At 58.6% G+C, this 21,923-nt stretch carries 22 protein-coding genes and 1 tRNA gene; 16 read left to right on the top strand and 7 right to left on the bottom strand.

What is annotated here, in order from left to right:
- Positions 1 to 132 precede the first annotated feature (132 nt).
- The 13 genes from GKG36_RS07730 to GKG36_RS07670 all read left to right on the top strand — a co-directional run bounded on the left by GKG36_RS07730 (position 133) and on the right by GKG36_RS07670 (position 13,361).
- On the top strand, positions 133 to 2,196 hold the full coding sequence (locus tag GKG36_RS07730; RefSeq protein ID WP_243139022.1) for an FAD-binding protein: 2,064 nt from the start codon (positions 133 to 135) through the stop codon (positions 2,194 to 2,196).
- A gap of 169 nt (positions 2,197 to 2,365) precedes the next feature.
- Positions 2,366 to 2,674, top strand: coding sequence for a thioredoxin (gene trxA, locus GKG36_RS07725; protein ID WP_120080388.1), 309 nt, complete (start codon positions 2,366 to 2,368; stop codon positions 2,672 to 2,674).
- Positions 2,675 to 2,960: 286 nt separating this feature from the next.
- A complete protein-coding gene (gene hisG / locus GKG36_RS07720) occupies positions 2,961 to 4,559 on the top strand; it encodes an ATP phosphoribosyltransferase (RefSeq protein WP_154260065.1) in 1,599 nt (532 codons plus the stop codon).
- Positions 4,556 to 5,833 (top strand): histidinol dehydrogenase, encoded by a 1,278-nt coding sequence (gene hisD, locus GKG36_RS07715; RefSeq protein WP_154260064.1) that lies wholly within the window; start codon positions 4,556 to 4,558, stop codon positions 5,831 to 5,833. The genes hisG and hisD overlap by 4 nt, the downstream gene beginning before the upstream one ends.
- A 180-nt stretch (positions 5,834 to 6,013) precedes the next feature.
- Positions 6,014 to 7,075, top strand: a complete 1,062-nt coding sequence (hisC, locus tag GKG36_RS07710; RefSeq protein ID WP_154260062.1) for a histidinol-phosphate transaminase — start codon at positions 6,014 to 6,016, stop codon at positions 7,073 to 7,075.
- A 3-nt stretch (positions 7,076 to 7,078) separates the two neighbouring features.
- The gene (gene hisB / locus GKG36_RS07705; protein ID WP_154260061.1) at positions 7,079 to 7,675 is read left to right on the top strand and encodes an imidazoleglycerol-phosphate dehydratase HisB; all 597 of its coding nucleotides are present in this window, start codon (positions 7,079 to 7,081) and stop codon (positions 7,673 to 7,675) included.
- Positions 7,672 to 8,280, top strand: a complete 609-nt coding sequence (gene hisH, locus GKG36_RS07700; protein ID WP_154260059.1) for an imidazole glycerol phosphate synthase subunit HisH — start codon at positions 7,672 to 7,674, stop codon at positions 8,278 to 8,280. The genes hisB and hisH overlap by 4 nt, the downstream gene beginning before the upstream one ends.
- Before the next feature lie 11 nt (positions 8,281 to 8,291).
- Positions 8,292 to 9,011: a 1-(5-phosphoribosyl)-5-[(5-phosphoribosylamino)methylideneamino]imidazole-4-carboxamide isomerase gene (hisA, locus tag GKG36_RS07695; protein WP_154260057.1), complete on the top strand. Its 720-nt coding sequence runs from the start codon at positions 8,292 to 8,294 to the stop codon at positions 9,009 to 9,011.
- Positions 9,012 to 9,027: 16 nt separating this feature from the next.
- A complete protein-coding gene (hisF, locus tag GKG36_RS07690) occupies positions 9,028 to 9,783 on the top strand; it encodes an imidazole glycerol phosphate synthase subunit HisF (protein WP_154260055.1) in 756 nt (251 codons plus the stop codon).
- A gap of 139 nt (positions 9,784 to 9,922) precedes the next feature.
- A complete protein-coding gene (hisIE, locus tag GKG36_RS07685; protein ID WP_005943640.1) occupies positions 9,923 to 10,558 on the top strand; it encodes a bifunctional phosphoribosyl-AMP cyclohydrolase/phosphoribosyl-ATP diphosphatase HisIE in 636 nt (211 codons plus the stop codon).
- 7 nt (positions 10,559 to 10,565) lie between these two features.
- The gene (locus GKG36_RS07680; RefSeq protein ID WP_154260053.1) at positions 10,566 to 11,390 is read left to right on the top strand and encodes a histidinol-phosphatase HisJ family protein; all 825 of its coding nucleotides are present in this window, start codon (positions 10,566 to 10,568) and stop codon (positions 11,388 to 11,390) included.
- Between the two features lie 268 nt (positions 11,391 to 11,658).
- Positions 11,659 to 13,035, top strand: a complete 1,377-nt coding sequence (locus tag GKG36_RS07675; RefSeq protein WP_154260051.1) for an MATE family efflux transporter — start codon at positions 11,659 to 11,661, stop codon at positions 13,033 to 13,035.
- Complete coding sequence (locus GKG36_RS07670; RefSeq protein ID WP_154260050.1) at positions 12,945 to 13,361, top strand: hypothetical protein; 417 nt, start codon at positions 12,945 to 12,947, stop codon at positions 13,359 to 13,361. Before GKG36_RS07675 ends, GKG36_RS07670 begins: the two co-directional genes overlap by 91 nt.
- Positions 13,362 to 13,515: 154 nt before the next feature.
- Here GKG36_RS07670 and GKG36_RS07665 read toward each other — a convergent pair whose 3' ends face one another.
- The 4 genes from GKG36_RS07665 to GKG36_RS07650 all read right to left on the bottom strand — a co-directional run bounded on the left by GKG36_RS07665 (position 13,516) and on the right by GKG36_RS07650 (position 16,517).
- Positions 13,516 to 14,151 carry a phosphoribosyltransferase gene (locus GKG36_RS07665; protein WP_118527625.1) on the bottom strand — a complete coding sequence of 212 codons (636 nt, stop codon included), beginning with the start codon at positions 14,149 to 14,151 and terminating at the stop codon, positions 13,516 to 13,518.
- A gap of 251 nt (positions 14,152 to 14,402) precedes the next feature.
- A complete protein-coding gene (locus GKG36_RS07660; protein WP_154260048.1) occupies positions 14,403 to 14,921 on the bottom strand; it encodes a twin-arginine translocation signal domain-containing protein in 519 nt (172 codons plus the stop codon).
- A 163-nt stretch (positions 14,922 to 15,084) separates the two neighbouring features.
- Positions 15,085 to 15,699: a twin-arginine translocation signal domain-containing protein gene (locus GKG36_RS07655; protein ID WP_005943633.1), complete on the bottom strand. Its 615-nt coding sequence runs from the start codon at positions 15,697 to 15,699 to the stop codon at positions 15,085 to 15,087.
- Between the two features lie 122 nt (positions 15,700 to 15,821).
- The gene (locus GKG36_RS07650; protein ID WP_005943631.1) at positions 15,822 to 16,517 is read right to left on the bottom strand and encodes a helix-turn-helix transcriptional regulator; all 696 of its coding nucleotides are present in this window, start codon (positions 16,515 to 16,517) and stop codon (positions 15,822 to 15,824) included.
- A gap of 339 nt (positions 16,518 to 16,856) precedes the next feature.
- Here GKG36_RS07650 and GKG36_RS07645 point away from each other — a divergent pair, with 339 nt between their 5' ends.
- Together GKG36_RS07645 and GKG36_RS07640 are read left to right on the top strand one after the other, a co-directional pair.
- Complete coding sequence (locus tag GKG36_RS07645) at positions 16,857 to 17,531, top strand: histidine phosphatase family protein (RefSeq protein ID WP_120120408.1); 675 nt, start codon at positions 16,857 to 16,859, stop codon at positions 17,529 to 17,531.
- Positions 17,532 to 17,652: 121 nt separating this feature from the next.
- Positions 17,653 to 18,258, top strand: coding sequence for a Tat pathway signal sequence (locus tag GKG36_RS07640; RefSeq protein WP_097774587.1), 606 nt, complete (start codon positions 17,653 to 17,655; stop codon positions 18,256 to 18,258).
- Between the two features lie 174 nt (positions 18,259 to 18,432).
- On the opposite strand, the gene GKG36_RS07635 is transcribed toward GKG36_RS07640, so the two are convergent.
- A complete protein-coding gene (locus GKG36_RS07635) occupies positions 18,433 to 19,524 on the bottom strand; it encodes a DUF3048 C-terminal domain-containing protein (protein WP_154260046.1) in 1,092 nt (363 codons plus the stop codon).
- 12 nt (positions 19,525 to 19,536) lie between these two features.
- Positions 19,537 to 20,760: a DUF3048 domain-containing protein gene (locus GKG36_RS07630; protein WP_154260044.1), complete on the bottom strand. Its 1,224-nt coding sequence runs from the start codon at positions 20,758 to 20,760 to the stop codon at positions 19,537 to 19,539.
- Between the two features lie 352 nt (positions 20,761 to 21,112).
- Between GKG36_RS07630 and GKG36_RS07625 the strand changes: the two genes are divergently transcribed.
- Positions 21,113 to 21,188 (top strand) — tRNA-Lys (locus GKG36_RS07625).
- A 499-nt stretch (positions 21,189 to 21,687) separates the two neighbouring features.
- Here the strand turns inward: GKG36_RS07625 and GKG36_RS07620 are convergent.
- Complete coding sequence (locus tag GKG36_RS07620; RefSeq protein ID WP_154260042.1) at positions 21,688 to 21,921, bottom strand: helix-turn-helix domain-containing protein; 234 nt, start codon at positions 21,919 to 21,921, stop codon at positions 21,688 to 21,690.
- Positions 21,922 to 21,923: the final 2 nt, after the last annotated feature.

Genomic DNA, 21,923 nt, shown 5'->3' with positions numbered 1-21,923 from the left:
TAAACACTTTTTATTAGGATGACAAGATTTTTTTGTTTCCCTTTTACTTCGTTATATTTTATACTAAGTGCGGCGCGGGAAAAACTCCCGCAGAGACGAAGAGAAATTGATGAGAAGAAAGAGGAAATCCAAATGGAAAAGATCTCCCGCAAAGGCTTTTTGAAGGTCGCCGCCGCTGCCGCCATGAGCGGTGTCACCGCCGGTGCACTGGCTGCCTGCAACTCCGCAGCTTCTTCCAGCACCGCCGCTACCGGCGATGCCATCTACACCGCCGGTACCTACACCGGCACGGCCACCGGCATCGGTGAGGTGAAGGTGACCATGACCTTCAGCGAGACCGCCATCACCGAGGTGGTCATCGATGCTTCCAACGAGACCGAGAGCATCGGCGGCGTGGCCGCACCCACCCTGCAGGAGGCCATCATGGCCGCACAGGGTACCGAGATCGACAACATCTCCGGCGCTACCGTCACCACCAATGCCGTCAAGAAGGCGGCTGCCAGCTGCATCGAGCAGGCCATGGGCGTCAAGGCAGACGGCGCAGACAGCTCCGCTGCCGCTTCGGAGAACGACTGGCTGGGCACCGAGCCGGAGATCGACGAGAGCAAGGTCACCAAGACGGTGGACGTGGATGTGGCCGTGGTGGGCTGCGGCGTTGCCGGTGTGGCAGCCGTGCGCAGCATCGCCGAGGACGGCGGCAAGGTGGCAGCCTTTGAAAAGGCTGACGGTCCCCAGTGCCGCAGCGGCGAGTATGCCGTCATCAACGGCAATGTGCAGGCCAAGTGGGGCCGCAACACCTGGACCCGTGAGCAGATCGACGAGATCGTGGACTCTCACATGGTGGAAAGCACCTACCGCTGCAAGCGCTCCATTATGAGCAAGTGGGCCCACAACATCGGCGATGCCTTTGACTGGTGGGTGGAGGCAAACCCGGAGCTGTACTACGCCGAGACCACCCGCAGCGCCATCCCCGACGAGAATGCAAACAACTTCCTGATCCCCATTTTCTACCCGCTGCCCGAGAACTACGACTGGAAGCAGGAGCGCTTCCCCTGCTACCCCACCTCCGTGGAGTTCCTGCCCAACCAGTCCGTCACTGTCAATGCCAACATGCAGAAGGCCGTTGACACCGGCAACGTGGACACCTTCTACGGCTGCTTTGTGGAAAAGCTCATCATGGAGGACGGCCGCTGCGTGGGCCTGTATGCCCGCGATGCTGCCACCGGCGAGTACATCAAGTGCAACGCCGCCAAGGGCGTCATCCTGTCCACCGGCGATTACTCCCAGAACACTAAGATGCTGCAGCATTTCTGCCCCGAAGTCATTGAGAACAACATCCAGTGCCTGTTCACCAATGTGGACGTGGAGGGCAGCTTCACCAATCAGGGCGACGGCATCCAGCTGGGCATGTGGGCAGGCGCTCAGGTGCAGCAGAGCCACGCACCCATGATCCACCATATGGGCGGCGGTGCCGACCTGTCCGGTGTGGGCGTCATGGGCAACGCAGGCTTTTTGAATCTGGATCTGAACGGCAAGCGCTTCATGAACGAGGACCTGCCCGGCCAGCAGCTGGAAAACCAGATCGAGCTGCAGAAGAACCGCGAGAGCTGGCAGATTTTCGACTCCAACTGGCCCCAGCAGCTGCCCTACATGCCCGCAGCCCACGGCGGTGCCTGCTACTACGAGGACTACGCCAGCGAGGCAGAGGGCCCCAAGAACAACACCACCTACCGCAACTACAAGAGCCCCTATCAGCTGGAGGCAGCCGTGGCCGATGGCCGCGCTGTCAAGGCTGACACGCTGGAAGAGCTGGTGGCAAAGATCTACCCCGATGACACCGCTGCCCAGCAGACCGCTCTGGAGTCCATCCAGCGCTACAACCAGCTGGCCAAGGACGGCTACGACGAGGACTTCCACAAGCCTGCATCCCGCATGTGGGCGCTGGAGAACGGCCCCTTCTACGCCGACAAGTTCACCACCGCCCTGCTGCTGGTCTGCATCGGCGGTCTGGAGAGCGACGAGAACTGCCACACCTTCGATGCCGACCGCAACGTGATCCCCGGCCTGTATGTGGCAGGCAACGTGCAGGGCAACCGCTTTGCCACCGAGTACCCCATCGGCCTGAAGGGCGTCAGCCACTCCATGGCCATGTACTACGGCTACGTTGCAGGCAAGAACGCCATGCAGGAAGTCTGAGCCTGACAGCACAATAACATAACCATTCCCCGCCCGGAGCAGTATTCTTTCTTCCTGCTCCGGGCTTTTTTGTGCCCCAATGTGACCCGGTTACGGAAAAACCCTGGTATTTGGGGTATACTGATGCCATAAGAACAATCACGAACGAACCCTTTCAGGAGGTAGAAATATGGCAGTTGTTACGATCACGAAGGAAAATTTTGAGCAGGAGGTACTGCAGAGCGCAAAGCCTGTCCTGCTGGACTTCTGGGCCAGCTGGTGCGGCCCCTGCCGCATGCTCAGTCCCGTTGTGGACGAGGTGGCCGAGGAGCGCACCGATGTGAAGGTGGGCAAGGTGAACGTGGACGAGCAGCCGGAGCTGGCAGGCCAGTTCGGCGTGATGAGCATCCCCACCCTGCTGGTGTTTGAGCAGGGCAAGCTGGTGCGTCAGGCCGTGGGTGCCCGCCCGAAGGCCAGTGTGCTGGAGCTGCTTGGGTAAATATGTGTGCTGAAAAGGAGCTGTTGCGCCATGCAACGGCTCCTTTTCTTCTTTTCCCTGTACAATCGCACAGAAAAATCGTATGATAAAACTGAAAACACTGGCACTTTCCTACTTTACAACTTTATCTGGATAAAGTAAAATAACAATAGAACCGATTCCGTGTGGAAAAGGCGCGGAGGTGCCGCGCAGTGCAAAGCGCCGGGCAGTGTGCCCCGGACGATAGAGGAGCCGAAAAGTGCCGGAGAACGTCGGCGATGGATGTAAGAAACAGGGGGAACCGACAATGGAATTCAGCATTGCAAACCTGCAGCCCAAGGAGCGCGCCTCCTTTGCGCTGCGCGCCTTGTACGAAGCGGCGGGCTGCCGCAAGTATCATATGGGCCGGTTTGAGGAGTACGGCCTGTATCAGGAGAACCGCAGCTTTTTGTCGTCCGAGCAGGTCATCACCTTTACCGATCTGGATGGCCGTCTGCTGGCCCTCAAGCCGGACGTGACCCTCTCCATTGCCAAGACGGCGCAGCCCGCCCCCAGCGAGACCCTGCGCTACTACTATCACGAGAATGTCTACCGCCCTTCCGCCGAGAGCCACACCTTTAAAGAGATCAGCCAGATGGGCCTTGAGATGCTGGGTGCGGTGGGCGAAGCACAGGTGCAGCAGGCGGTGGGTCTGGCGGCGCGGTCGCTGGATGCGCTGGGGGCCGAGTGGGTGCTGGAAGTGAGCCACATGGGCTACCTGTTCGGCCTGTTCGACGCGCTGGGCGTGCCGGATGCCGCCCGCGCAAAGCTGCTGGAAAAGCTGCGGGAGAAAAACGCCCACGAGCTGCGGGCTGCTGCCGGAGCCGCCGGTCTTGCCGATGCCGCCGCTGACATCCTGTGCAGTGTGCTGAGCCTTTGCGGCAGCTATGCCGATACCCTTGCAAAGGCCGCTGCCCTGTGCCGCAATGACGCCATGCGCGCGGCTGTGGCCGAGCTGGAAGCACTGGCTGTGCCGCTGGAAAAGGCGGGCGGCGTCATCCGGCTGGACATGACGCTGGCCGGTGAGATGGAATACTACAACGGCCTTGTGTTTCAGGGCTACCTGAAAGCCCTGCCCCGCCCCCTGCTCAAGGGCGGCCGCTACGACCTGTTGATGCAGAAGTTCACCCCCGGTGCCGGTGCCATCGGCTTTGCGGTCTATCTGGACGAGCTGGACCGCCTGAGCGCCCCGCTGCCGCCGGTGCAGAAGAACAGCACCGACAGGGTGATGCTGAACGTGGCTCTGCCCAAGGGCCGTCTGGGCGATAAGGTGTATCACCTGCTGGCGGGCATCGGCTACGGCTGCCCGGAGGACTACAACGCCACCCGCAAGCTGGTGGTGGAAAACCCGGAGGCCGGCATCCGCTACTTCCTCGTCAAGCCCAGCGACGTTGCCATCTATGTGGAGCACGGTGCCGCCGATGTGGGCATCGTGGGCAAGGACATCCTCACAGAGGCTTCTGCCGATGTGTACGAGCTGCTGGACACCGGCCTTGGCAAATGCCGCATGTGCGTTGCCGCCCCGGCCGATTACAAGGACGACCCCAGCCGCCCGGTGCGGGTGGCCACCAAATTCGTCAACATTGCAAAGAGCTACTACGCATCCATGGGGCGGGACATCGATATCATCAAGCTGAACGGCTCCATTGAGCTGGCCCCCATTCTGGGCCTTTCGGACGTCATCGTGGATATCGTGGAGACCGGCACCACCCTGCGGGAGAACGGCCTGAAGGTGGTCACCGAGTTCATGCCCATCTCGGCCCGGTTCATTGCCAACAAGGCCAGCTACCAGTTCAAGCACGCCGAAATGGACACCATGCTGGAAAAGCTGCGGGCGGAACTGCAGAACAAGGAGGAAGCAAAATGATCAAGCTGTATAACTTTGACGAGCTGAAGCCCGAAGAGATTTTGAACCGCGACATCCGCGCGGAAAAGAACGTGGAGGACGTGGTGGACGGCATCATTGCCGATGTGCGCGCCCGGGGCGACGATGCCCTGAAGGATTATGCGCTGAAATTTGACGGCGCGAAGATCGATGCCCTGCAGGTGACGCAGGAGGAGATCGACGAAGCCTTTGCGGGCATGGACCCCTACTTCCTCGAAACGCTGCGCGAAGCCGCCGCCAACATCGAGAGCTTCCACCGCCAGCAGGTGCACAAGAATTTTGTGGTGAACGACAAGCCCGGCATCGTGCTGGGCCAGAAATATACCCCCATTGAAAAGGCCGGTGTCTATGTGCCCGGCGGCACGGCGGCCTATCCCTCCACCGTGCTCATGGACATGATCCCGGCAAAGGTGGCAGGCGTGTCCGAAATCGTCATGACCACCCCCGCCGGAAAGGACGGCAGGGTGAACCCGGTCATTCTGGCCGCCGCTGCTACCGCAGGCGTGACCAAAATCTTCAAGACCGGCGGCGCACAGGCTGTGGCGGCTCTCGCCTACGGCACCCAGAGCATCCCTGCGGTGGATAAGATCGTTGGCCCCGGCAACATCTACGTTGCCACCGCCAAGCGCAAGGTGTTCGGCAAGGTGGGCATCGATATGATCGCAGGCCCCAGCGAAATTCTGGTGCTGGCCGACGGCGGCTGCAACCCTGCATGGGTGGCAGCAGACCTGCTGAGTCAGGCCGAGCACGACAAACTGGCAAGCCCGGTCCTCGTCACCGACAGCCCGGAGCTGGCCAAGGCCGTGCAGGCGGAGCTGGAGGTGCAGATCCCTCAGCTGCCCCGTGCCGCCATCGCCCGCGCCAGCGTGGACGACAACGGCAAGATCATCCTCTGCACCGACCTGCACAAGGCCATTGAAGCCTGCAACATCATTGCACCGGAACATCTGGAAGTGTGCGTGGAGGACCCCTTCGGCGTGCTGAACGAAATCAAAAACGCAGGCAGCATCTTCCTTGGCCGCAACGTGCCGGAAGCGCTGGGCGATTACTTTGCAGGCCCCAACCACACCCTGCCCACCAGCGGCACCGCCCGCTTCTCCAGCCCCTTGGGCGTAGACGACTTTGTAAAGAAGTCCAGCTTCCTCTACTACACCCGGGAAGCGCTGGGCGAAGTAGCCCCCCGCATCGCCGATTTTGCCGAGCGCGAGGGCCTGCACGCCCACGCCCGCAGCGTGACCATCCGGTATGAGAAGTGACCCTCTCAGGCGCTTGCGCGCCAGATTCCCCTTTTTGTCACCCGCGGTGACATCTTCCCCCGGCCGGGGGAAATCTTTCCTCGAAGGGGAGCTTTGAGAGTGGAAACCGTAAGATGCAAAAAAGCTCCCCCTTCGGGGGAGCTGGCAAAGCCGTAAGGCTTTGACTGAGAGGGTTTTTATATGAGTCGTTTTCTTTCTCCCACGCTGGCCGCTGTCACCCCCTACACCCCGGGTGAGCAGCCGCAGGATCAGCAGTACATCAAACTGAACACCAACGAAAGCCCCTATCTGCCCTCCCCGGCGGTGATCGCTGCCGTGAGCGAGCACGAGGTGGAAAAGCTGCGCCTTTACTCCGACCCCGCCTGTGCCGACCTGCTCAAGGCGGCCGCAGCCCACTTCGGTTTGCAGCCGGAGCAGATCATGCCCGGCAATGGCAGCGACGAGAACCTCTTCTTTGCGCTGCGTGCCTTCTGCGACGCAGACCACCCGCTGGCCTATGCCGACATCACCTACGGCTGCTACGGCGTGTGGTGCGGACTGATGCACATTCCCAGCCACATCATCCCGCTGAAAGAGGATTTCACCCTTGACCCGAAGGACTACTACGGCCTGAACCAGACCATCGTCCTTGCAAACCCCAACGCCCCCACCGGCATTGCACTGCCCCGAGCGGAAATTGAGGGCATCTTAAAGGCAAACCCGAACAATGTGGTCATCGTGGACGAGGCCTATGTGGACTTTGGCGGCGAGAGCTGCGTGCCCCTCATCGACCAGTACGAGAACCTGCTGGTGGTGCAGACCTTTTCCAAGTCCCGGCAGCTGGCCGGTGCGCGTCTGGGTCTTGCCATGGGCAATGCAAAGCTCATTGCCGACCTGAACCGAGTCAAGTTCAGCCTGAACCCCTACAACATCAACCGCCTGACCCTGAAGGCCGGGCAGGCTGCGCTGGAAGATACCGCTTATTTTGACAGGACCCGCGCCGCCATCGTGGACACCCGCGCATGGACAAAACAACAGCTGGAACAGCGCGGATTTGCCGTGCTGGACAGCCGCTCCAACTTCCTGTTTGCAAGTACCGACAGGAAAGACGGTGAAACACTCTACAAGAAGTTGAAGAAAAACGGCATTCTGGTGCGCCATTTTGACGCGCCCCGCATCCAGAACTGGCTGCGCATCACCATTGGCACGCCGGAACAGATGCAGACGTTTATGGAAACGCTGGATAAGATCATGGAGGAATGAACCATGCCGAACCGAATGATCTCGCTGGAACGCAACACCAATGAGACCCAGATCGACCTTACCCTTGATCTGGACGGCACCGGCCGCTACGAGGTGGACACCGGGTGCGGCTTTCTGAACCACATGCTGGAGCTGTTCGCCCGCCATGGCCGGTTCGATCTGGTGCTTACCTGCCACGGCGATGTGCAGGTGGACTACCACCACACCACCGAGGATGTGGGCATTGCACTGGGTCAGGCCTTTGCACGGGCGCTGGGCGATATGCGCGGTATCCAGCGCTACGGCAGCTTTTATCTGCCCATGGATGAAGCGCTGATTTTGTGCGCCGTCGATCTTTCGGGCCGCTGCACCCTGAACTGGGACATCCATTGCAACACCGAAAAGGTGGGCGATTTTGACGTGGAGTGCGCCAAGGAATTCTGGCTGGGCTTTGCCCGCAGCGTGCCCGCCACGGTCCACTTTGTACAATTTGCGGGAGAAAATACTCACCACATCCTCGAGGCTTGCTTCAAGGGCGCAGGCCATGCACTGGGCGCGGCCGTGAAGATCGACGAAGCCCACAAGGACGAAATTCCTTCCACGAAAGGATTGCTGGTATGATCGCAATTATCGATTATGGCGTGGGCAACCTGTTCAGCCTGAAGTCCAGCCTGAAGCAGCTGGGGCTGGAAGCGGTCGTCACCGCCGACGCGGACACCATCCGCAAAGCCGACCGGCTCATCCTGCCGGGTGTGGGCGCTTTTGCCGACGCCATGGCAAAGCTGGAGGCGACGGGCCTTGTACCGGTCATGAAAGAAGAAGCCGAAAGGAAGCCGCTGCTGGGCATCTGCCTTGGCATGCAGCTGCTGTTTGAAAAGAGCTACGAGTACGGTGAGCACGAAGGCCTCGGCTTTGTGAAGGGCGAGGTCTGCCCGCTGGAGCCAGACCTTGCGGACAAGAGCCTGAAGGTGCCGCAGATCGGCTGGAACGCCTTGCACATTGTAAAGGACGACCCGCTGTTCAAGTACATCCGTGAGGGAGAATACGTCTATTACGTCCACAGCTACTACGGCAAGAACTGCGCCGAAAGCACGCTGGCTGTGAGCGACTATTCCATTCCCGTCACCGGCGCGGTGCGGGCGGGCAGGGTGTATGGCACCCAGTTCCACCCGGAAAAGAGCGGGGATACCGGCCTGCGCATTCTGAAAGCATTTGCGGAATTGTAAGGAGAAAAATTATGCAGCTTTTTCCAGCCATTGACCTGCGGGGCGGCAAGGTGGTGCGCCTGACGCAGGGCGACTACAGCCGCATGACCGTCTACGGCGAGGACCCCTGTGCACAGGCGCGGGAGTTCCTTGCAGCGGGGGCCAAAAATCTGCACGTCGTCGATCTGGACGGCGCAAAGGACGGCACCCTTTCCAACTACGATACCATTGCCGCGCTGGCAAAACAGGGCGGCTTATACATTGAGGTGGGCGGCGGCATCCGCACCGAGGAACGCATTGAAACATATCTTTCCCTCGGCGTGGGCCGCTGCATCCTTGGCAGCGTGGCGGTGACGGATTTTGCCTTTACCGCCCGGATGCTGCAGAAATACGGCGATAAAATTGCCGTGGGTGTGGACGCAAAGGACGGCTATGTGGCCATCCATGGCTGGAAGGAAGTGAGCGCCGAGCCGGGCGTGGACTTCTGCAAGCGGCTGGCAGATGCCGGATGCACTGCCATCATCTACACGGACATTGCCTGCGACGGTGCCATGCAGGGCACGAACCTCGGCCTGTACCGCACGCTTGCCAAAGAGATGCCCGGCGTGGCCTTTACGGCCAGCGGCGGCATCTCGTCCGAAGCAGAGCTTCTGGAACTGAAAAAAATGGGCACTGCCGCTGCCATTTTAGGCAAGAGCCTGTACACCGGCGCACTGGACCTTGCGCGCTGCGTGCAGCTGGTGCAGGAGTGAACGGAGGGGAAACGACATGATCACCAAACGCATTATTCCCTGCCTTGATGTGCGCAATGGCCGCGTGGTCAAGGGCACGAACTTTGAAGGCATCCGGGATGTGGCCGACCCGGTGGAAATGGCCCGCATGTACAACGCTGCCGGTGCCGACGAGCTGGTGTTCTACGATATCACCGCCAGCTTCGAGGGCCGGGCGCTGTTTACGGATATCCTGACCCGCGTCGCCAGCGAAATTTTTATCCCGCTCACGGTGGGCGGCGGCATCAACACGCTGGAAGATTTTGACCGGGTGCTCAAGTGCGGCGCGGACAAGGTCAGCGTCAACTCGGGCGCATTGAAGGATCCCGGCCTCATCCCGGCGGCAGCACAGCGCTACGGCAACCAGTGCGTGGTACTCTCTGCCGATGTGAAGCGGGTGGACGGCCAGTTCCGGGTGTTCGCCAAGGGCGGGCGCGAGGACACCGGCCGGGATGCACTGGACTGGATCAGCTGGTGCGTGGACCACGGCGCAGGCGAGATCTGCCTGAACAGCATCGATACCGACGGCGTGCGCAGCGGCTTCGACCTTGAGATGCTGGATGCAGTTGCGGCGCGGGTGAACGTGCCCATCATTGCCAGCGGCGGCGCAGGCAAAAAGGAAGACTTTCTGGAGCTGTTCCACCACAAGGGCATCGACGCAGGTCTTGCCGCGGGCATCTTCCACCAGAAGCTGCTGACCATCCGGGATCTGAAAGAATACCTCAACGCAAACGGTGTGGAGATGCGGCTGTAACGCCGGGGCATTTCTCCCCGGCGCGGGGAGAAGCCGCAACGCGAAACTGGATTTCCGCAAAAACAACCCGCAAACTCTTGCGTTTGCGCACCGAATACGCTAAACTAGTAATATCCCCATCCGGGGAGGGAGAACCGTTATGAATCTGAAATTTGATGAAAAGGGCCTGATCCCTGCCATCGTGCAGGACCACTACACCAAAGAGGTGCTCACCCTCGCTTACATGAACGCCGAGACGCTGGCGCTCACCATTGCCGAGGGCCGCACTGTGTTCTGGAGCCGCAGCCGTCAGGAGATCTGGCGTAAGGGCGAGACCAGCGGCAATGTGCAGCGGGTGGTGTCCATCACCGCCGACTGCGATGCCGATGCTCTGGTGGTGGAAGTGGTCAAATCCGGCCCCGCCTGCCACACCGGCGCCGAGAGCTGCTTCTTCAACGAAGTATACGTCTCGCCGGAGCTGAAGCAGTTCAGCTGGCAGGGCCTGTACCAGCTCATCAAGGGCCGCAAGGATAGCCCCAAGGAGGGCAGCTATACCACCTACCTGTTCGAGAAGGGCAAGGAGAAGATCCTGAAAAAGGTGGGCGAAGAGTGCACCGAGGTCATCATTGCGGGCGAAAAAGAGGATAAGGAAGAGACCGTTTACGAGATCAGCGATCTTGCCTACCATGTTCTGGTGCTGATGGTCAGCGCCGGCATCACGGTGGAGGATGTGACCCGTGAACTGGAAAAACGTCACGTCATTGACCACAAGGTCAAACAGGAAAGGATGCAGTGAATTATCTATGGCAGATTATAAGAAGTCCAGTGTCCATTGCCACTCCACCATGTGCGATGGCAAAAATACCTTGCAGGATATGGCAAGTGCTGCGTGTGCGCAGGGCTTGACCACGCTGGGCTTCACCGGCCATAGCTACACCCAGCGCGACCGCGAATACTGCATGAGCCCCAGCCGCACCGCCCAGTACAAGGCCACCATCGCAAAGCTCAAGGCCGAATACAGGGGCAAGGTGGATATCCTGTGCGGCATCGAGTGGGATATCCTCAGCGAGGATAAGCGCACCGGCTACGATTACTGGATCGGCAGCGCACACCACCTGTACGGCAAGAACACCGGCAAGTATTACGAGATCGATTTCCGCCCGCAGGACCTGTGGGACTGCATCAACGACGACTTTGACGCAGACCCGCTTTCCGCTGTGGAAGCCTACTTTGCCGAGGTGGAAAAGGTGGCTGCCCTCAAGCCGGATATTCTGGCCCACATCGACCTCATCAAGAAGCTGAATGCCAACGGCGAGTTCTTCGACGAAGAGTCGCCCCGCTACAAGGCCGCTGCCCTCAAGGCACTGCAGGCCGCAAAGGCAAACGATTGCCTGCTGGAAGTGAACACCGGCGGCGTTTACCGCGGCTACCGCAAGGACTTCTACCCCGGCCCGTGGCTGCTGGGCGAGTGGCAGAAGATGGGCGGCAAGGTCATCATCACTTCTGATTCTCATGATATCAACAGCCTGACCTACGGCTTTGACGAAGCTGCCGCCGCCATCAAGGCTGCAGGCTTTACCAGCGTGCAGGTGCTTACCGGCAGCGGCTTTGAGACGCAGGAGCTGTAATTTTATGGCACGGACTCCTTCCGTCACCTTCGGTGACACCTCCCTCTGAGAGGGAGGCATTGGCAAAACCAGAAACTTTACCGTCATGCCAAAGGCTCCCTCTTTGAGGGAGCTGGCAAATTCGGAGGATTTGTCTGAAGGAGTTCAGGCCCGCAAAAAGATCGATCATCTGCAATGCCTTTTCCTGTTTTTTATAAATCGGGAAGGGATTGCAGATGTTTTGTTTTGTGTACAGATATCTTAAAAATTATAATTTTGGAGGAACCCTATGACCCACGCGCAGCCCCAAAAGAAAAGCGTCTTCAACATGAACGTAGACCTGATGCACGGGCCTATTTTAAAAAGCCTGCTGCTGTTCATGCTGCCCATTCTGATTTCCAACCTGTTCCAGCAGCTCTACAACACGGTGGATACCATGATCGTGGGCAATGTGCTGGGCGATACAGCCCTTGCCGCCATTGGCTCCTGCGGTTCGATCTACGAGCTTTTAGTCGGCTTTGGCATCGGTATCGGCAATGGCCTTGCCATCGTTGCAGCGCGTTCCTACGGCGCGCAGGACGAAGACCTGCTCAAGCGCACGGTGGTGGGGTCGGTCGTCATTGGCCTGATCGCCTCGCTGGTCATTACAGCGGCAGGCTTTTTCGGCCTGCATGCCCTGCTGCAGCTGCTGGATACCCCGGCAGAAATTCTGGAAGATGCCTACAGCTACATCATCGTGATCGACCTTGGCGTTGTGGTCATGTTTATGTATAACCTGTGCGCAGGCCTGCTGCGCGCCATTGGCAACAGCGTAATGCCGCTGGTGTTCCTGCTCATCAGCTCGGTGCTGAACGTGGGGCTGGACCTGTGGTTCATTGCCGGGGTTGGCATGGGCGTGCGGGGCGCAGCGGTGGCAACGGTCATTGCACAGGGCATCTCGGTGGTGCTGTGCGTTCTGTACGTGCTGGCAAGGGTGTGCATCCTCATCCCGGAGAAAAAGCATTTCGCCGTGGGCAGTCATCTCTACTGGGAGCTGTTCAGCCAGAGCATCTCCATGGGCCTGATGAGCAGCATCGTGTCTGCGGGTTCGGTGGTGCTGCAGTACGGCATCAACGGGCTTGGCACCCTGACCATTGCGGGGCACACCGCTGCCCGCAAGCTGTTTGCCTTTACGGAGATGCCGCTCATCTCCATGGCGAACGCCGGTTCCACCTTCGTTTCCCAGAACCGCGGCGCAAACCAGCCCGACCGTGTGCGCAGGGGTATGCGGCAGATGTATCTGTACTCGGTGGTGGTGATGGTTGCCGCCGTGGTGCTGATGAACTTTGGTGCTCAGTGGATGGTGCAGCTGATCTCCGGCTCTTCGGAACCCATCGTGCTGGAAAACGGTGCGCGGTACCTGCTGTGGAACGCACCGTTCTATGCCGTTCTGGGGGTGCTGCTGTGCACCCGCTACGCGCTGCAGAGCCTTGGCCAGAAGGTGCTGCCGCTGTTCTCCAGCGTGATCGAGCTGGTGGGCAAGGTGATCTTTGTGCTGGTGTTCATCCCGAAATTCCAGTACAATGCGGTCATCCTGTGCGAGCCCATCATCTGGTTCTTCATGACGGCATATCTGGTGGCGGTGTACCTGCACGAGCCCTTTGTGTTCCCGAAAAAGAAGAAGTAAAAACAGGGCTTTGCAGCGATAAAAGCGACTGCAAAGCCCTGTTGTGTTTTGATGAAAAGTATGCTATCATAAAACTGCCGCTTTGGCGGCAAGGCGCTGTGCCACAAACACAGGCGGCTTTTTCTTCTTACCGGCACCTGAGCGCGCCGGGTAAAGAGATTTTTCTTGAAATCTCGCTCCCCCGGACGCTTGAGGGCGGAAAGGGGGGATGCACCATGACGTTTGAACAGGTCGTATTGCTGCTCACGCTTCTCGGCGGAGCGATCTACGTTACGTTTGAAATTACATGGACTGTTTCTCACAGCGATAGACGCAAGAAAAAATGACCGCCTCCAGCTACCAACTTGAACGGTCATTTTTCTTGATCTGATTCAGTAAGGAGCAAGCCGTTTGCGGGCCAGCGCCTTTCTATTTATAGTATAATCATTTCACAAGGGACTGTCAAGGGCGCATCCGTGAGCACTTGACAGCCTTTTTACGTTACAGCGCCGAATAGCCAAAGCTGTTCACCAGCGCATCGATGTGCTGGCCGGCCTTGCACAGGGGGCAGTCGCGGCTGTCAAAGCTGGCGTAGTCCGGCAGGCTGGCGGGGTCGAAGATCGAGGTGACCTCATAGCCCATGCACTCATGGGTGGTGGCAAAAATAGCGGAAAGGCCTGCCACGGTGCCGCCGTAGTAGTTCACGGCCTCCACAGCGGCCTGCACGGTGTAGCCGGTGGTGATGGAAGCGGCCAGAATGAGCACATGCTTGCCCTTGACCATGGGGGCCAGATTGTCGCGCAGGATGATCTGGCTGCCGGTGGTGTACTCCGGGGTGATCACATAAATGGTCTGGTGGGCGTTCATGTTGGCAAAGCCGTCCTTGGTCAGTTCGTTGGCAAGGCAGGTGCCGATCACCTGCGTGCCGTCCAGACAGAGCACGGTGTCCACAATGGTGCTGTGCTGGTAAGCGGCCACCAGCTCCTTTGCCACGGCCTTGGCCTCGGAAAGGCGGGACTTCTGGGTGGTGACATCGATGTAATAGTTGATATGGCTGTGGCTGGTAGCAAAGTGGCCCTTTGCTACGCGCAGGAACAGGTTACTTTTTTTGGTGGGAAGCTTTACCATATTGATCATCGAAACAGCACTCCTTTTCAGGTTTTCCGGGTTGCCCCTCAAATGCAAAAAGCACCGCATCGCTGCGATGCTCCTGCACATTTTTATAACCCTATTGTACCGGAAAAGAAACCTGTGCACAAGGCATAAATCCACTAAAAAACTTTGTGCGTTTTACATGATATCGCCCAAAACTTGGATACAAATGGCTCGCATACGCAAAAAGACCCGCACCATATGGCGCGGGTCTTTAATGCAAAAGTAAAATCAGGTCAGAGCGAACCCTTGATGGCCTCGGTGATATCCCAAGTGCCGTAGACATCACTGTAGGAATCAGTGAGGCTATCCTTTGCCCACAGCTTGGGAATATAAACGACTTCGATCTTATCGGCAGAGGCAAGATCGTCAATCTTAACCGTAAGAACCGGACTTACAGAAGTTTTGGCTTCATAATCATTAAGAGCGTTGGGATCCAACTCAATGTTAGAATTGCCGTAGTAATAGATCTTGGTCTTATCATCCTGAGTGACGTTGACCTGGAAATGGTTTTTGTTGATCTGCAGAGAAACCTTGGTGTAAATATCAAAGTTGCAGGTAAGAGTATTACCAGTATAGGTGGCGCTCTTCAGCGTGGCATCACAGATTCTGTCGCCCGGAGACAGCTTGCTGCCAACAGTGCCAGAAGGACGGTTCGGGTTGGAGCAGCCGGTCAGCATGCCGGAACCTGCAATGGCAACAGCGGTAAGAGCGGTATATTTCATAAAGTCACGGCGGGAGAATGTATAGGACATGTTCGTTCCTCCTTTAAAAAGCAGATCAGTACGGCCTTGCGGCATTACCTATAAGATAGGCGAAACCGGGCCGGATGTCAATGCCTTTTGGCAAAATAAAATGATGAAATTTTGAGCTGTGACGTTGTTTTGCGACGAAATTTCGTCCTGTGCGGGCCGCGTATCAGGCGCGGGTCACGTCTGCAGCGGTCATGACGAAGGTCATGGTCTTATCTGCTGCAAAGGTGGGCATGTAAGTAACGCTCAGCTGCTGCCAGCCCTTGGGGACCATCAGCATCAGCTGCAGATAGCCGGTACCCTGCGGGGGCAGATTGGTGGAATCCGAGAAGGTCTGAGAGTTGGAGTTGTACAGCGAGATGTTGGCACCGCACTCCACGCTCTGGCCGTCGCAGGAAGCAGAGAAATCGGTAGAAGCTGCTGCCAGTGCGTGGAAGTTTGCATCCACGTTCTCCTGCGGGGGCACGGGATAAGCAGCATTGATCTCGGCCAGATTCTGTGCGCCGATGTTGAAGGTCTGGTTCTTGGTGCGGTTGACCACGGTGACCAGAACAGCAATGTATTCGTAACCGGCCTGTGCAGGTGCGGTATCAATGTTGAACAGGCTGGTCAGCTGAACGCCAAGGCCGTTCCAGTTGCTGACCTTATCACCGACCTTGACATCCACGATGGTGGCGCTGCCATTCTGCTGGCAGCCGCCCAGCAGGCTTGCTGCGCCCAGAGCAGCAACGGATGCGCCGGTGCACTTGAGGAAGGTACGGCGGGAAATGGAGTTGGACATAAAATAAATCCTCCTTTTGATAGGAAAAACCGTATTCCAGAATGTTCTATTCTGTTTATACCCTTTCTGCCCGAAAGATGCAAGGGTTTTGGGGCTGAATTTACAGCTTTTTCACAGGAATATCACCCTTCGTGGGTAAGGCCCTTCACATGTGTTTCGCTGGTTTTGACCAGATTTAACAGGCTGGGCGTATAAAGCGGGAACTCGCGGGTCAGGCTTTCCGTGGTCATGGTCAGGCAGGCCGGGTCCTTTACGCCCTCGCCGCCGTTCACATCCTGTCCGTCCAGCAGGGCTTCCACGTTGGCTTCGGACATGCGCATCACGGCATCGGAGCAGCCGCGCCAGCGGATGGGATCGATGCTGAACATACTGGCGGCGTTGTGGGGCTCGGCCGAGTACAGCAGGCGGAACATTTTGGCTACGGCCATCATCAGGTAGGCGCTTACCTCGGTGGTAAGGGCCTTGCTGTGGCACTGGCCGATCTTGGCGTACAGCACGTTCAGGCCGTTGGAGATCAGCTTTTTGTTCATGGTGGGCAGCACGCTGCCGTGGTAGATGTTGTCCTTCATCTTGTCCGGGTTCGGAAGGTCTTCTGCCGAGAGCATCATGCCGTTGCGCTCTGCACTGCGGCCCAGAAGATAATCGCAGGAAACATTATAGTAGTCTGCCACGCGCACCACAAAGTCCAGGCCGCATTCGCGGATGCCTTTTTCGTAGTGGGACAGCAGCGCCTGCGAGACGCCAAGATCCTCGGCGGCCTGCTTCTGGGTGATGCCGCGTTCCTTGCGCAGCAGCTTGATGATACGGTTGAATTCCATGATTTTTGGCTCCTCAAAGTTCGATGTAGGGGGACATCCTTGTTTTTGGTTTACAGCAGGTTGATTATACACAACGGAAAACCTTTTGTAAAGCAAGAAAAGTGACGATATTTTTCGTTGATTTTCGTCATTTCTGTCAAAAGACTTGCTCTGGACACCATATCTATGCTAAACTATAGGTATTAACGCATACATTTTGTGGCGTGCGCGGGGCCGCGGCTGCCGCCAAAGAGCAAAAAATCTGGCAGACGACACGTTTTTCTGCCAGATTTTTTCTCCGCAGCGGGTTTTGCCGCCCGTTCCCGTGCCGCCGCACAGCGATAAAGAGAGGCACTATCCATGAAAACGTTCAAGCTTCATCTCATCCGCCACGGCATGACTGCAGGCAACCTGCAGGGCCTGTACATCGGCAGCGGCACCGACATCCCTCTGTGCGACGAGGGCCGCGCGCAGCTCAATGAGCTGAAAGAGCGGTTCGAGTATCCGCAGGTGGATACCGTGTTCTCCTCCCCGCTGCTGCGCGCGGTGGAAACAGCCAACATCCTGTTCCCGGATGCAAAGCACACCTTTACCGTGCACGACCTGCGGGAGGCCGGCTTTGGCAAGTTTGAGAACAAGCCGGTCAAGGAGCTGGTGCACGACGAGGACTTTAAAAAGTGGATCACCCCCGGCTCCGGCTATATGCCCGAAGGCGCAGAGCCTACCGACCAGTTCCACGCCCGCTGCGCCGAAAGCCTGATGAAACTGTTTGAGTATATGATCCGCATGGATGTGACCGAAGCAGCCTGTGTGACCCATGGCGGCGTGATCATGAGCATGCTCAGCCAGCGCGCCGTGCCCACCCGCCGCCCGGAGCAGTGGATGGCAGACCCCGGCTGCGGCTACACCGTGCAGACCGATGTGCAGCTGTGGATGCGGGACCGTCTGGTGGAAGCCATCGACATCGTGCCCTTTGGCTATGCCGATACCCTGCGCGGTCAGGCCGAAGCCGAGGAAAACGAGGCCTTTGAATAAGAAGCCGCTTTTACAGTTGAAAGTGCGGGTAAGGAAACAGTTACAGTTTTGGCCTATCCCTTGACAGAAACAGCGCAATCCTTTATTGTATAAGGGAACGATTATTTTAGGAGGAAGTTCCATGTCCCAGTCCATTTCCCGCCGGTCATTCCTGAAATGTGCCGGCTCCGGTGCGGTCAGCCTTGCGGCAGCGCTGCTCACCGGCGTACCTGCAGCGGCGCAGCAGCCGCGTCTTGCAGGCGAACCTGCCCTGCTGGACGGCAAAGCTGCCGTGGAGCTGCTGGGCTATGCCCCTGCGCAGGAAATGGGCAATGTGCTGGTGTACCTCTCGGTGGAGAACCTCTCCGCATCCACCCTGCCGGTGGGCGCAAGCTATCTGCAGAGCCGTGAGGTGTGCACGCTTGGCGACCTGTACAGTATGGGCACCGGGGTTACCGCTGTGTGCGATGGCAAGCCGGTGCGCTGCGGCAGCTTTGCTGCGCCGCTCTACGGCGAGAACGCGGCGGATGCTTCGGTGTTCACCCTGAACCTGACGGCAGGCCGCGGCGCGCTGCTGCACTGCTTCTGCGCAGTGCCGGACAACTGGCAGACGCTGGAGCTGACCTATCACCCGGATTTCGCGGCGGGCCGCAGCGTGACCTTTACGGTCAACCGCAGCACTGACCACGCCGTGCTGGGCGTGGTGCCCACCTCTCCTGCCGAGGTCGGCAGCGTGGTGGATCTGTAACTCCTTCAGTCTCGCATACGCTCGACAGCTCCCTCGGAGAGGGAGTCTCTGGCGAAAAGGAAAACTTGGCCGTATTGCCAAAGCCTCCCTCCATGACGGAAGGAGTTCCTGAACGTAATAAAAGACCATCTGAGATGCAGTTAAAAATGCCTCAGATGGTCTTTTTTTGTTTTGTCAATTCAGCACATTCTGCCCGGCGGAATCCAATACCGTCAGCTCCTGCCCGGTCACGCTGGAGACCAGCGCAATGTAGCTGCGTCCGGTGCGGATGCTCAGCGGCCTGCCGTCGGCATCGTAAAAGGCAAAGGTGGAGTCTGTGCCCTGCGTCCATGTGATGTGCCACAGCTGGCTGCCGTTCAGCCAGACACCGCCGCCAAGGGACAGGTCGTAGTCCAGCGTGGTGCCGTCGTCCCGCAGGCTGGAAGCGGAGTAAAGGACCAGCAGATTGTCGAATTGCGCCTGCGCGCCGGTGTTGGCATCCAGCTGGGCGGTGCCGTCGGCGCGGAGCATCCCGTAGGTGCCGCTGGCCGCATCGTAGGCAAAGCCGGTGGTGCTTTGGGGCGCAAAGTTGATCTGCACCTGTTCGGCATCCCGGGAACCGGGCTCCGGCAGGCGGGGCTCTTTGGCCTGCGGCAGCAGGGCGGGCAGAGCGGAAATGGCAGAACTGTCCTCGGCAGTGCTGGCCGAGGAGGAAGCGCTGCTGCCGTGGTCGCCCAATGCGCCGGAAAGGTTCAGGCTGCCCAGCACGGAGGCGACCTCCCCGCCGCTGGTATGCCACAGCGGCGCGCCGCTCCAGACATCATCGCAGGAAAAGGCGTTGCGGCCCACTTCCAGCGCGTCCACGGCCCGCAGGTTATAATAATCCAGATAGTTGCGGGCAAACTGCCCTGCACCCCGCTGGATGGGCAGTACTTCCTGCCCGCTGAGCAGCCGCCAGTAAAGGTCCTGCCCAAGGGTCACTGGGCCGACGGTTGGCATGGCCGATACCGAAGGATAAGCCAAGCACAGGCTGGTGGGCTGGCCGCTCTCGGTCAGGGCTTCCAGCACCACCGATGCGCTGCCAATGCCCCACTGTGTGGTGCTGGAAGCGGCGTTGTCGATGACGACAGCGGCGGTGCGTTCGCCGGGATACTGCAGCTCCTGCCCGGTCAGCGGGTCGGTGGGCGCTGCACTGTCCGGGGCAGTGGTGCCGGACAGCGCACACCCGCACAGCAGGACTGTGCACAGCACCGCCGTGCCAAGGGCCAGATTCCAGATGCGTTTCATGCGGTTCCCTCGTTACTGATAGCTGAAGTTGGACCACTCGTCGTCGTCCACGATGGCAAGATAGGTCTTGCCGCGGTTGAAAAGCATCTGCGCACCAGTCTTGTCGTAGACCAGCAGCGGATGCTCAGGCGAAGCCTTTTCCCAGCGGACATGCTGTACAGCGCCGCGGCTGAAATAATAGGCATCGCCGCCGGAGATGTAGCTTACCTGCTGCACATCGCCGGAGTCGCCGGAATAGCGCTCGATGGGAGCAAAGCAGACCAGCAGGTTGTCAAAGCTCAGCTGCTTTGCGTTCAGCTCGTCCACGGTGTTTTCAAATTTGCCGGAGATGCGGCTGTACATCTGCATTTTATAGGTGCGGGACTGCGGATCATAGCGGAAGCTGGTCTTGTAGTGGTCCGAGTGGGTGATGCTGACCGTCCTGCCGGATGCTGCACCCTGCATGGCATTCTCCTCGCCGGTGCGGTAGTCCGCAAAGCGGAAGAAGGTGGCGTCGTAATCGTACTTCAGCCCGATGCCCGCGTTGGAAGCGGCCTGCCGGATCTCCTTGCCGGAGGTGAACTCGGTGTGTTCATAGGCCACATCCCGGCCCCGGCTGTCGCGGTGAGCCACATGCGGATGGGTGGGAGTATTAAAGTAGCTCTTGCCGCCGATGTTCAGGCCGGAATAGTTGTATACGTTGATGAATTTGGTGCAGGCGGCGCTCTCACCGTCGTGGTAGTACAGCGCCTGATAGGGCATCAGCAGCTGCAGGAACTGGTCGCGGCCAGAGCGCAGCGGGCCGATCTCCGGGATGGAGTCGGCATCGTGGAACACCGCGCAGAAGCGGGTGATGCCGCCCTCCACCTTGCACTCGATCAGCAGATCGGCAGAGGAAAGACCGCGCTGCGGACGGGCGTTCTGACGGGAGGTGTTGGAGATGTTATTCACCATCACGCCCACGATACGGCCATTGCTGCGCTTGGCCTCACCGGTCAGCGGGTCGGCATCGTAAGCGGGCAGTGCGGCAAGACTGGCAGCGGGCTGCTCGCCTGCTGCCAGCGAGGAAGCAACCATGTCCTCCGAGGATGCAGCAGAAGAAGCTGCGCCGGAAGAACTGATGCCCAGTGTCTGCTGGAGCCAGCTGGAAAAATTGCTGCCCAGAATGGCACTGCCGGAAGCACTGCAGCTGGAAAGCGCCAGCGAAGCGGCAGCGGCACCGGTCAGGCGAAGAACAGTACGGCGAGTGATCTTCATAGGAAAAACCTCCTGCAAAAAACGTATCGGCGCGGCCCGGCAGAATGCCAAAGCCGGGAAAAAGTTTGCGGGTGCAGCGCGGCGGGGCGCACACTGCCGGGCAGTAAAACGCAGCGCACTGCAGACGGATTTGATTTGATTGTAACGATTCTTGCCGGGTTTGTAAAGAGGAAGTTATCGGGATGAAGCCCCTTCCGCTGCCGACACCGGAGCATCTTCGATCTGCTGCGCGGATGAAAAACGGAAGCCCACACCGATGCAGGAGCTTTTTGCGCCTTTTTGCCCGGGAACCCTTGCATTTTTGCGCAAGTTGTGGTAATATTATTCGGCAGTATGTTCACTGCGGAAATATGCGCTCGTAGCTCAGCCGGTAGAGCATCTGACTTTTAATCAGAGGGCCAGGGATTCGAGTTCCCTCGAGCGCACCAAAGAAAAACCCACGATTGACCGTTGAAAGCGCGGTACAAATCGTGGGCTTTTCTGTTTTGCAAGGGGTGCGAAACAGTCAAAATGTGCCTTATTTGTGCCTTACTCTTGAAAAAATGCCTTGCCGTGTGCCTTACGCTGTGCCTTGCTTCTGATGCCCGGCGGCGTGGGCGGGGCGGTTCAGGCTGCGAGATTTGCGGGCGGTCTGGGTGCGGCTGCTGTGTGTGTTGGATGGTGTCCGCCGGGGCTGAGGCGGGGTGTGGTGCTGCTAGAGCGTGGCAGCTATGTGGGTTTGGGATTCTTCCCAACAAGTCCTTGCAACGCAAGGGGCCGTGTATGTACAGGGCCATTGCTTGCAAGAGCAGCGTTTGTATAAACAGCTGCACTGCTTGCAAGCTCTAGGCCCTCTGCAAGAGCACACGACTTTCCGCGAAAGTCTAGTGTGTTACACCTCGCCGCCGGGCGAGGTGTATGTTCTCGGTGTGCTCCCGGGTGTGTTCGTCATCCGATTTGTCGGATTCCGTGGGCGGTCTGGCCGGGCTCCGCCGGGACCGGGTCGCCCTGCTCAAAGTACCGGGCTAGGCTGTCCAGATTGACAAGCCACATATGCCCGGCATTTACATACCTGATTTTGCCTGTCTTACAGAGCCGCCGGATATAGGATGGTGACAGCCCATAGATTTCAGCGGCTCTTTTGACGGTTCCCATGTTCGGATAGCGGATTGTATTGTTCAAGC

This window comes from Faecalibacterium sp. BIOML-A1, assembly GCF_009679715.1.
In the GTDB taxonomy this organism is placed as follows: Bacteria; Bacillota; Clostridia; order Oscillospirales; family Ruminococcaceae; genus Faecalibacterium; species Faecalibacterium taiwanense.
Note: the sequence above shows the minus strand (reverse complement) of the source record. Positions and strands in the feature narration are given on the sequence as shown.

Coding starts and splice junctions, on each gene's coding strand:
- GKG36_RS07730 (WP_243139022.1), top strand. CDS start 133: ATGGAAAAGATCTCCCGCAAAGGCTTTTTGAAGGTCGCCGCCGCTGCC.
- trxA (WP_120080388.1), top strand. CDS start 2,366: ATGGCAGTTGTTACGATCACGAAGGAAAATTTTGAGCAGGAGGTACTG.
- hisG (WP_154260065.1), top strand. CDS start 2,961: ATGGAATTCAGCATTGCAAACCTGCAGCCCAAGGAGCGCGCCTCCTTT.
- hisD (WP_154260064.1), top strand. CDS start 4,556: ATGATCAAGCTGTATAACTTTGACGAGCTGAAGCCCGAAGAGATTTTG.
- hisC (WP_154260062.1), top strand. CDS start 6,014: ATGAGTCGTTTTCTTTCTCCCACGCTGGCCGCTGTCACCCCCTACACC.
- hisB (WP_154260061.1), top strand. CDS start 7,079: ATGCCGAACCGAATGATCTCGCTGGAACGCAACACCAATGAGACCCAG.
- hisH (WP_154260059.1), top strand. CDS start 7,672: ATGATCGCAATTATCGATTATGGCGTGGGCAACCTGTTCAGCCTGAAG.
- hisA (WP_154260057.1), top strand. CDS start 8,292: ATGCAGCTTTTTCCAGCCATTGACCTGCGGGGCGGCAAGGTGGTGCGC.
- hisF (WP_154260055.1), top strand. CDS start 9,028: ATGATCACCAAACGCATTATTCCCTGCCTTGATGTGCGCAATGGCCGC.
- hisIE (WP_005943640.1), top strand. CDS start 9,923: ATGAATCTGAAATTTGATGAAAAGGGCCTGATCCCTGCCATCGTGCAG.
- GKG36_RS07680 (WP_154260053.1), top strand. CDS start 10,566: ATGGCAGATTATAAGAAGTCCAGTGTCCATTGCCACTCCACCATGTGC.
- GKG36_RS07675 (WP_154260051.1), top strand. CDS start 11,659: ATGACCCACGCGCAGCCCCAAAAGAAAAGCGTCTTCAACATGAACGTA.
- GKG36_RS07665 (WP_118527625.1), bottom strand. CDS start 14,151: ATGATCAATATGGTAAAGCTTCCCACCAAAAAAAGTAACCTGTTCCTG.
- GKG36_RS07660 (WP_154260048.1), bottom strand. CDS start 14,921: ATGTCCTATACATTCTCCCGCCGTGACTTTATGAAATATACCGCTCTT.
- GKG36_RS07655 (WP_005943633.1), bottom strand. CDS start 15,699: ATGTCCAACTCCATTTCCCGCCGTACCTTCCTCAAGTGCACCGGCGCA.
- GKG36_RS07650 (WP_005943631.1), bottom strand. CDS start 16,517: ATGGAATTCAACCGTATCATCAAGCTGCTGCGCAAGGAACGCGGCATC.
- GKG36_RS07645 (WP_120120408.1), top strand. CDS start 16,857: ATGAAAACGTTCAAGCTTCATCTCATCCGCCACGGCATGACTGCAGGC.
- GKG36_RS07640 (WP_097774587.1), top strand. CDS start 17,653: ATGTCCCAGTCCATTTCCCGCCGGTCATTCCTGAAATGTGCCGGCTCC.
- GKG36_RS07635 (WP_154260046.1), bottom strand. CDS start 19,524: ATGAAACGCATCTGGAATCTGGCCCTTGGCACGGCGGTGCTGTGCACA.
- GKG36_RS07630 (WP_154260044.1), bottom strand. CDS start 20,760: ATGAAGATCACTCGCCGTACTGTTCTTCGCCTGACCGGTGCCGCTGCC.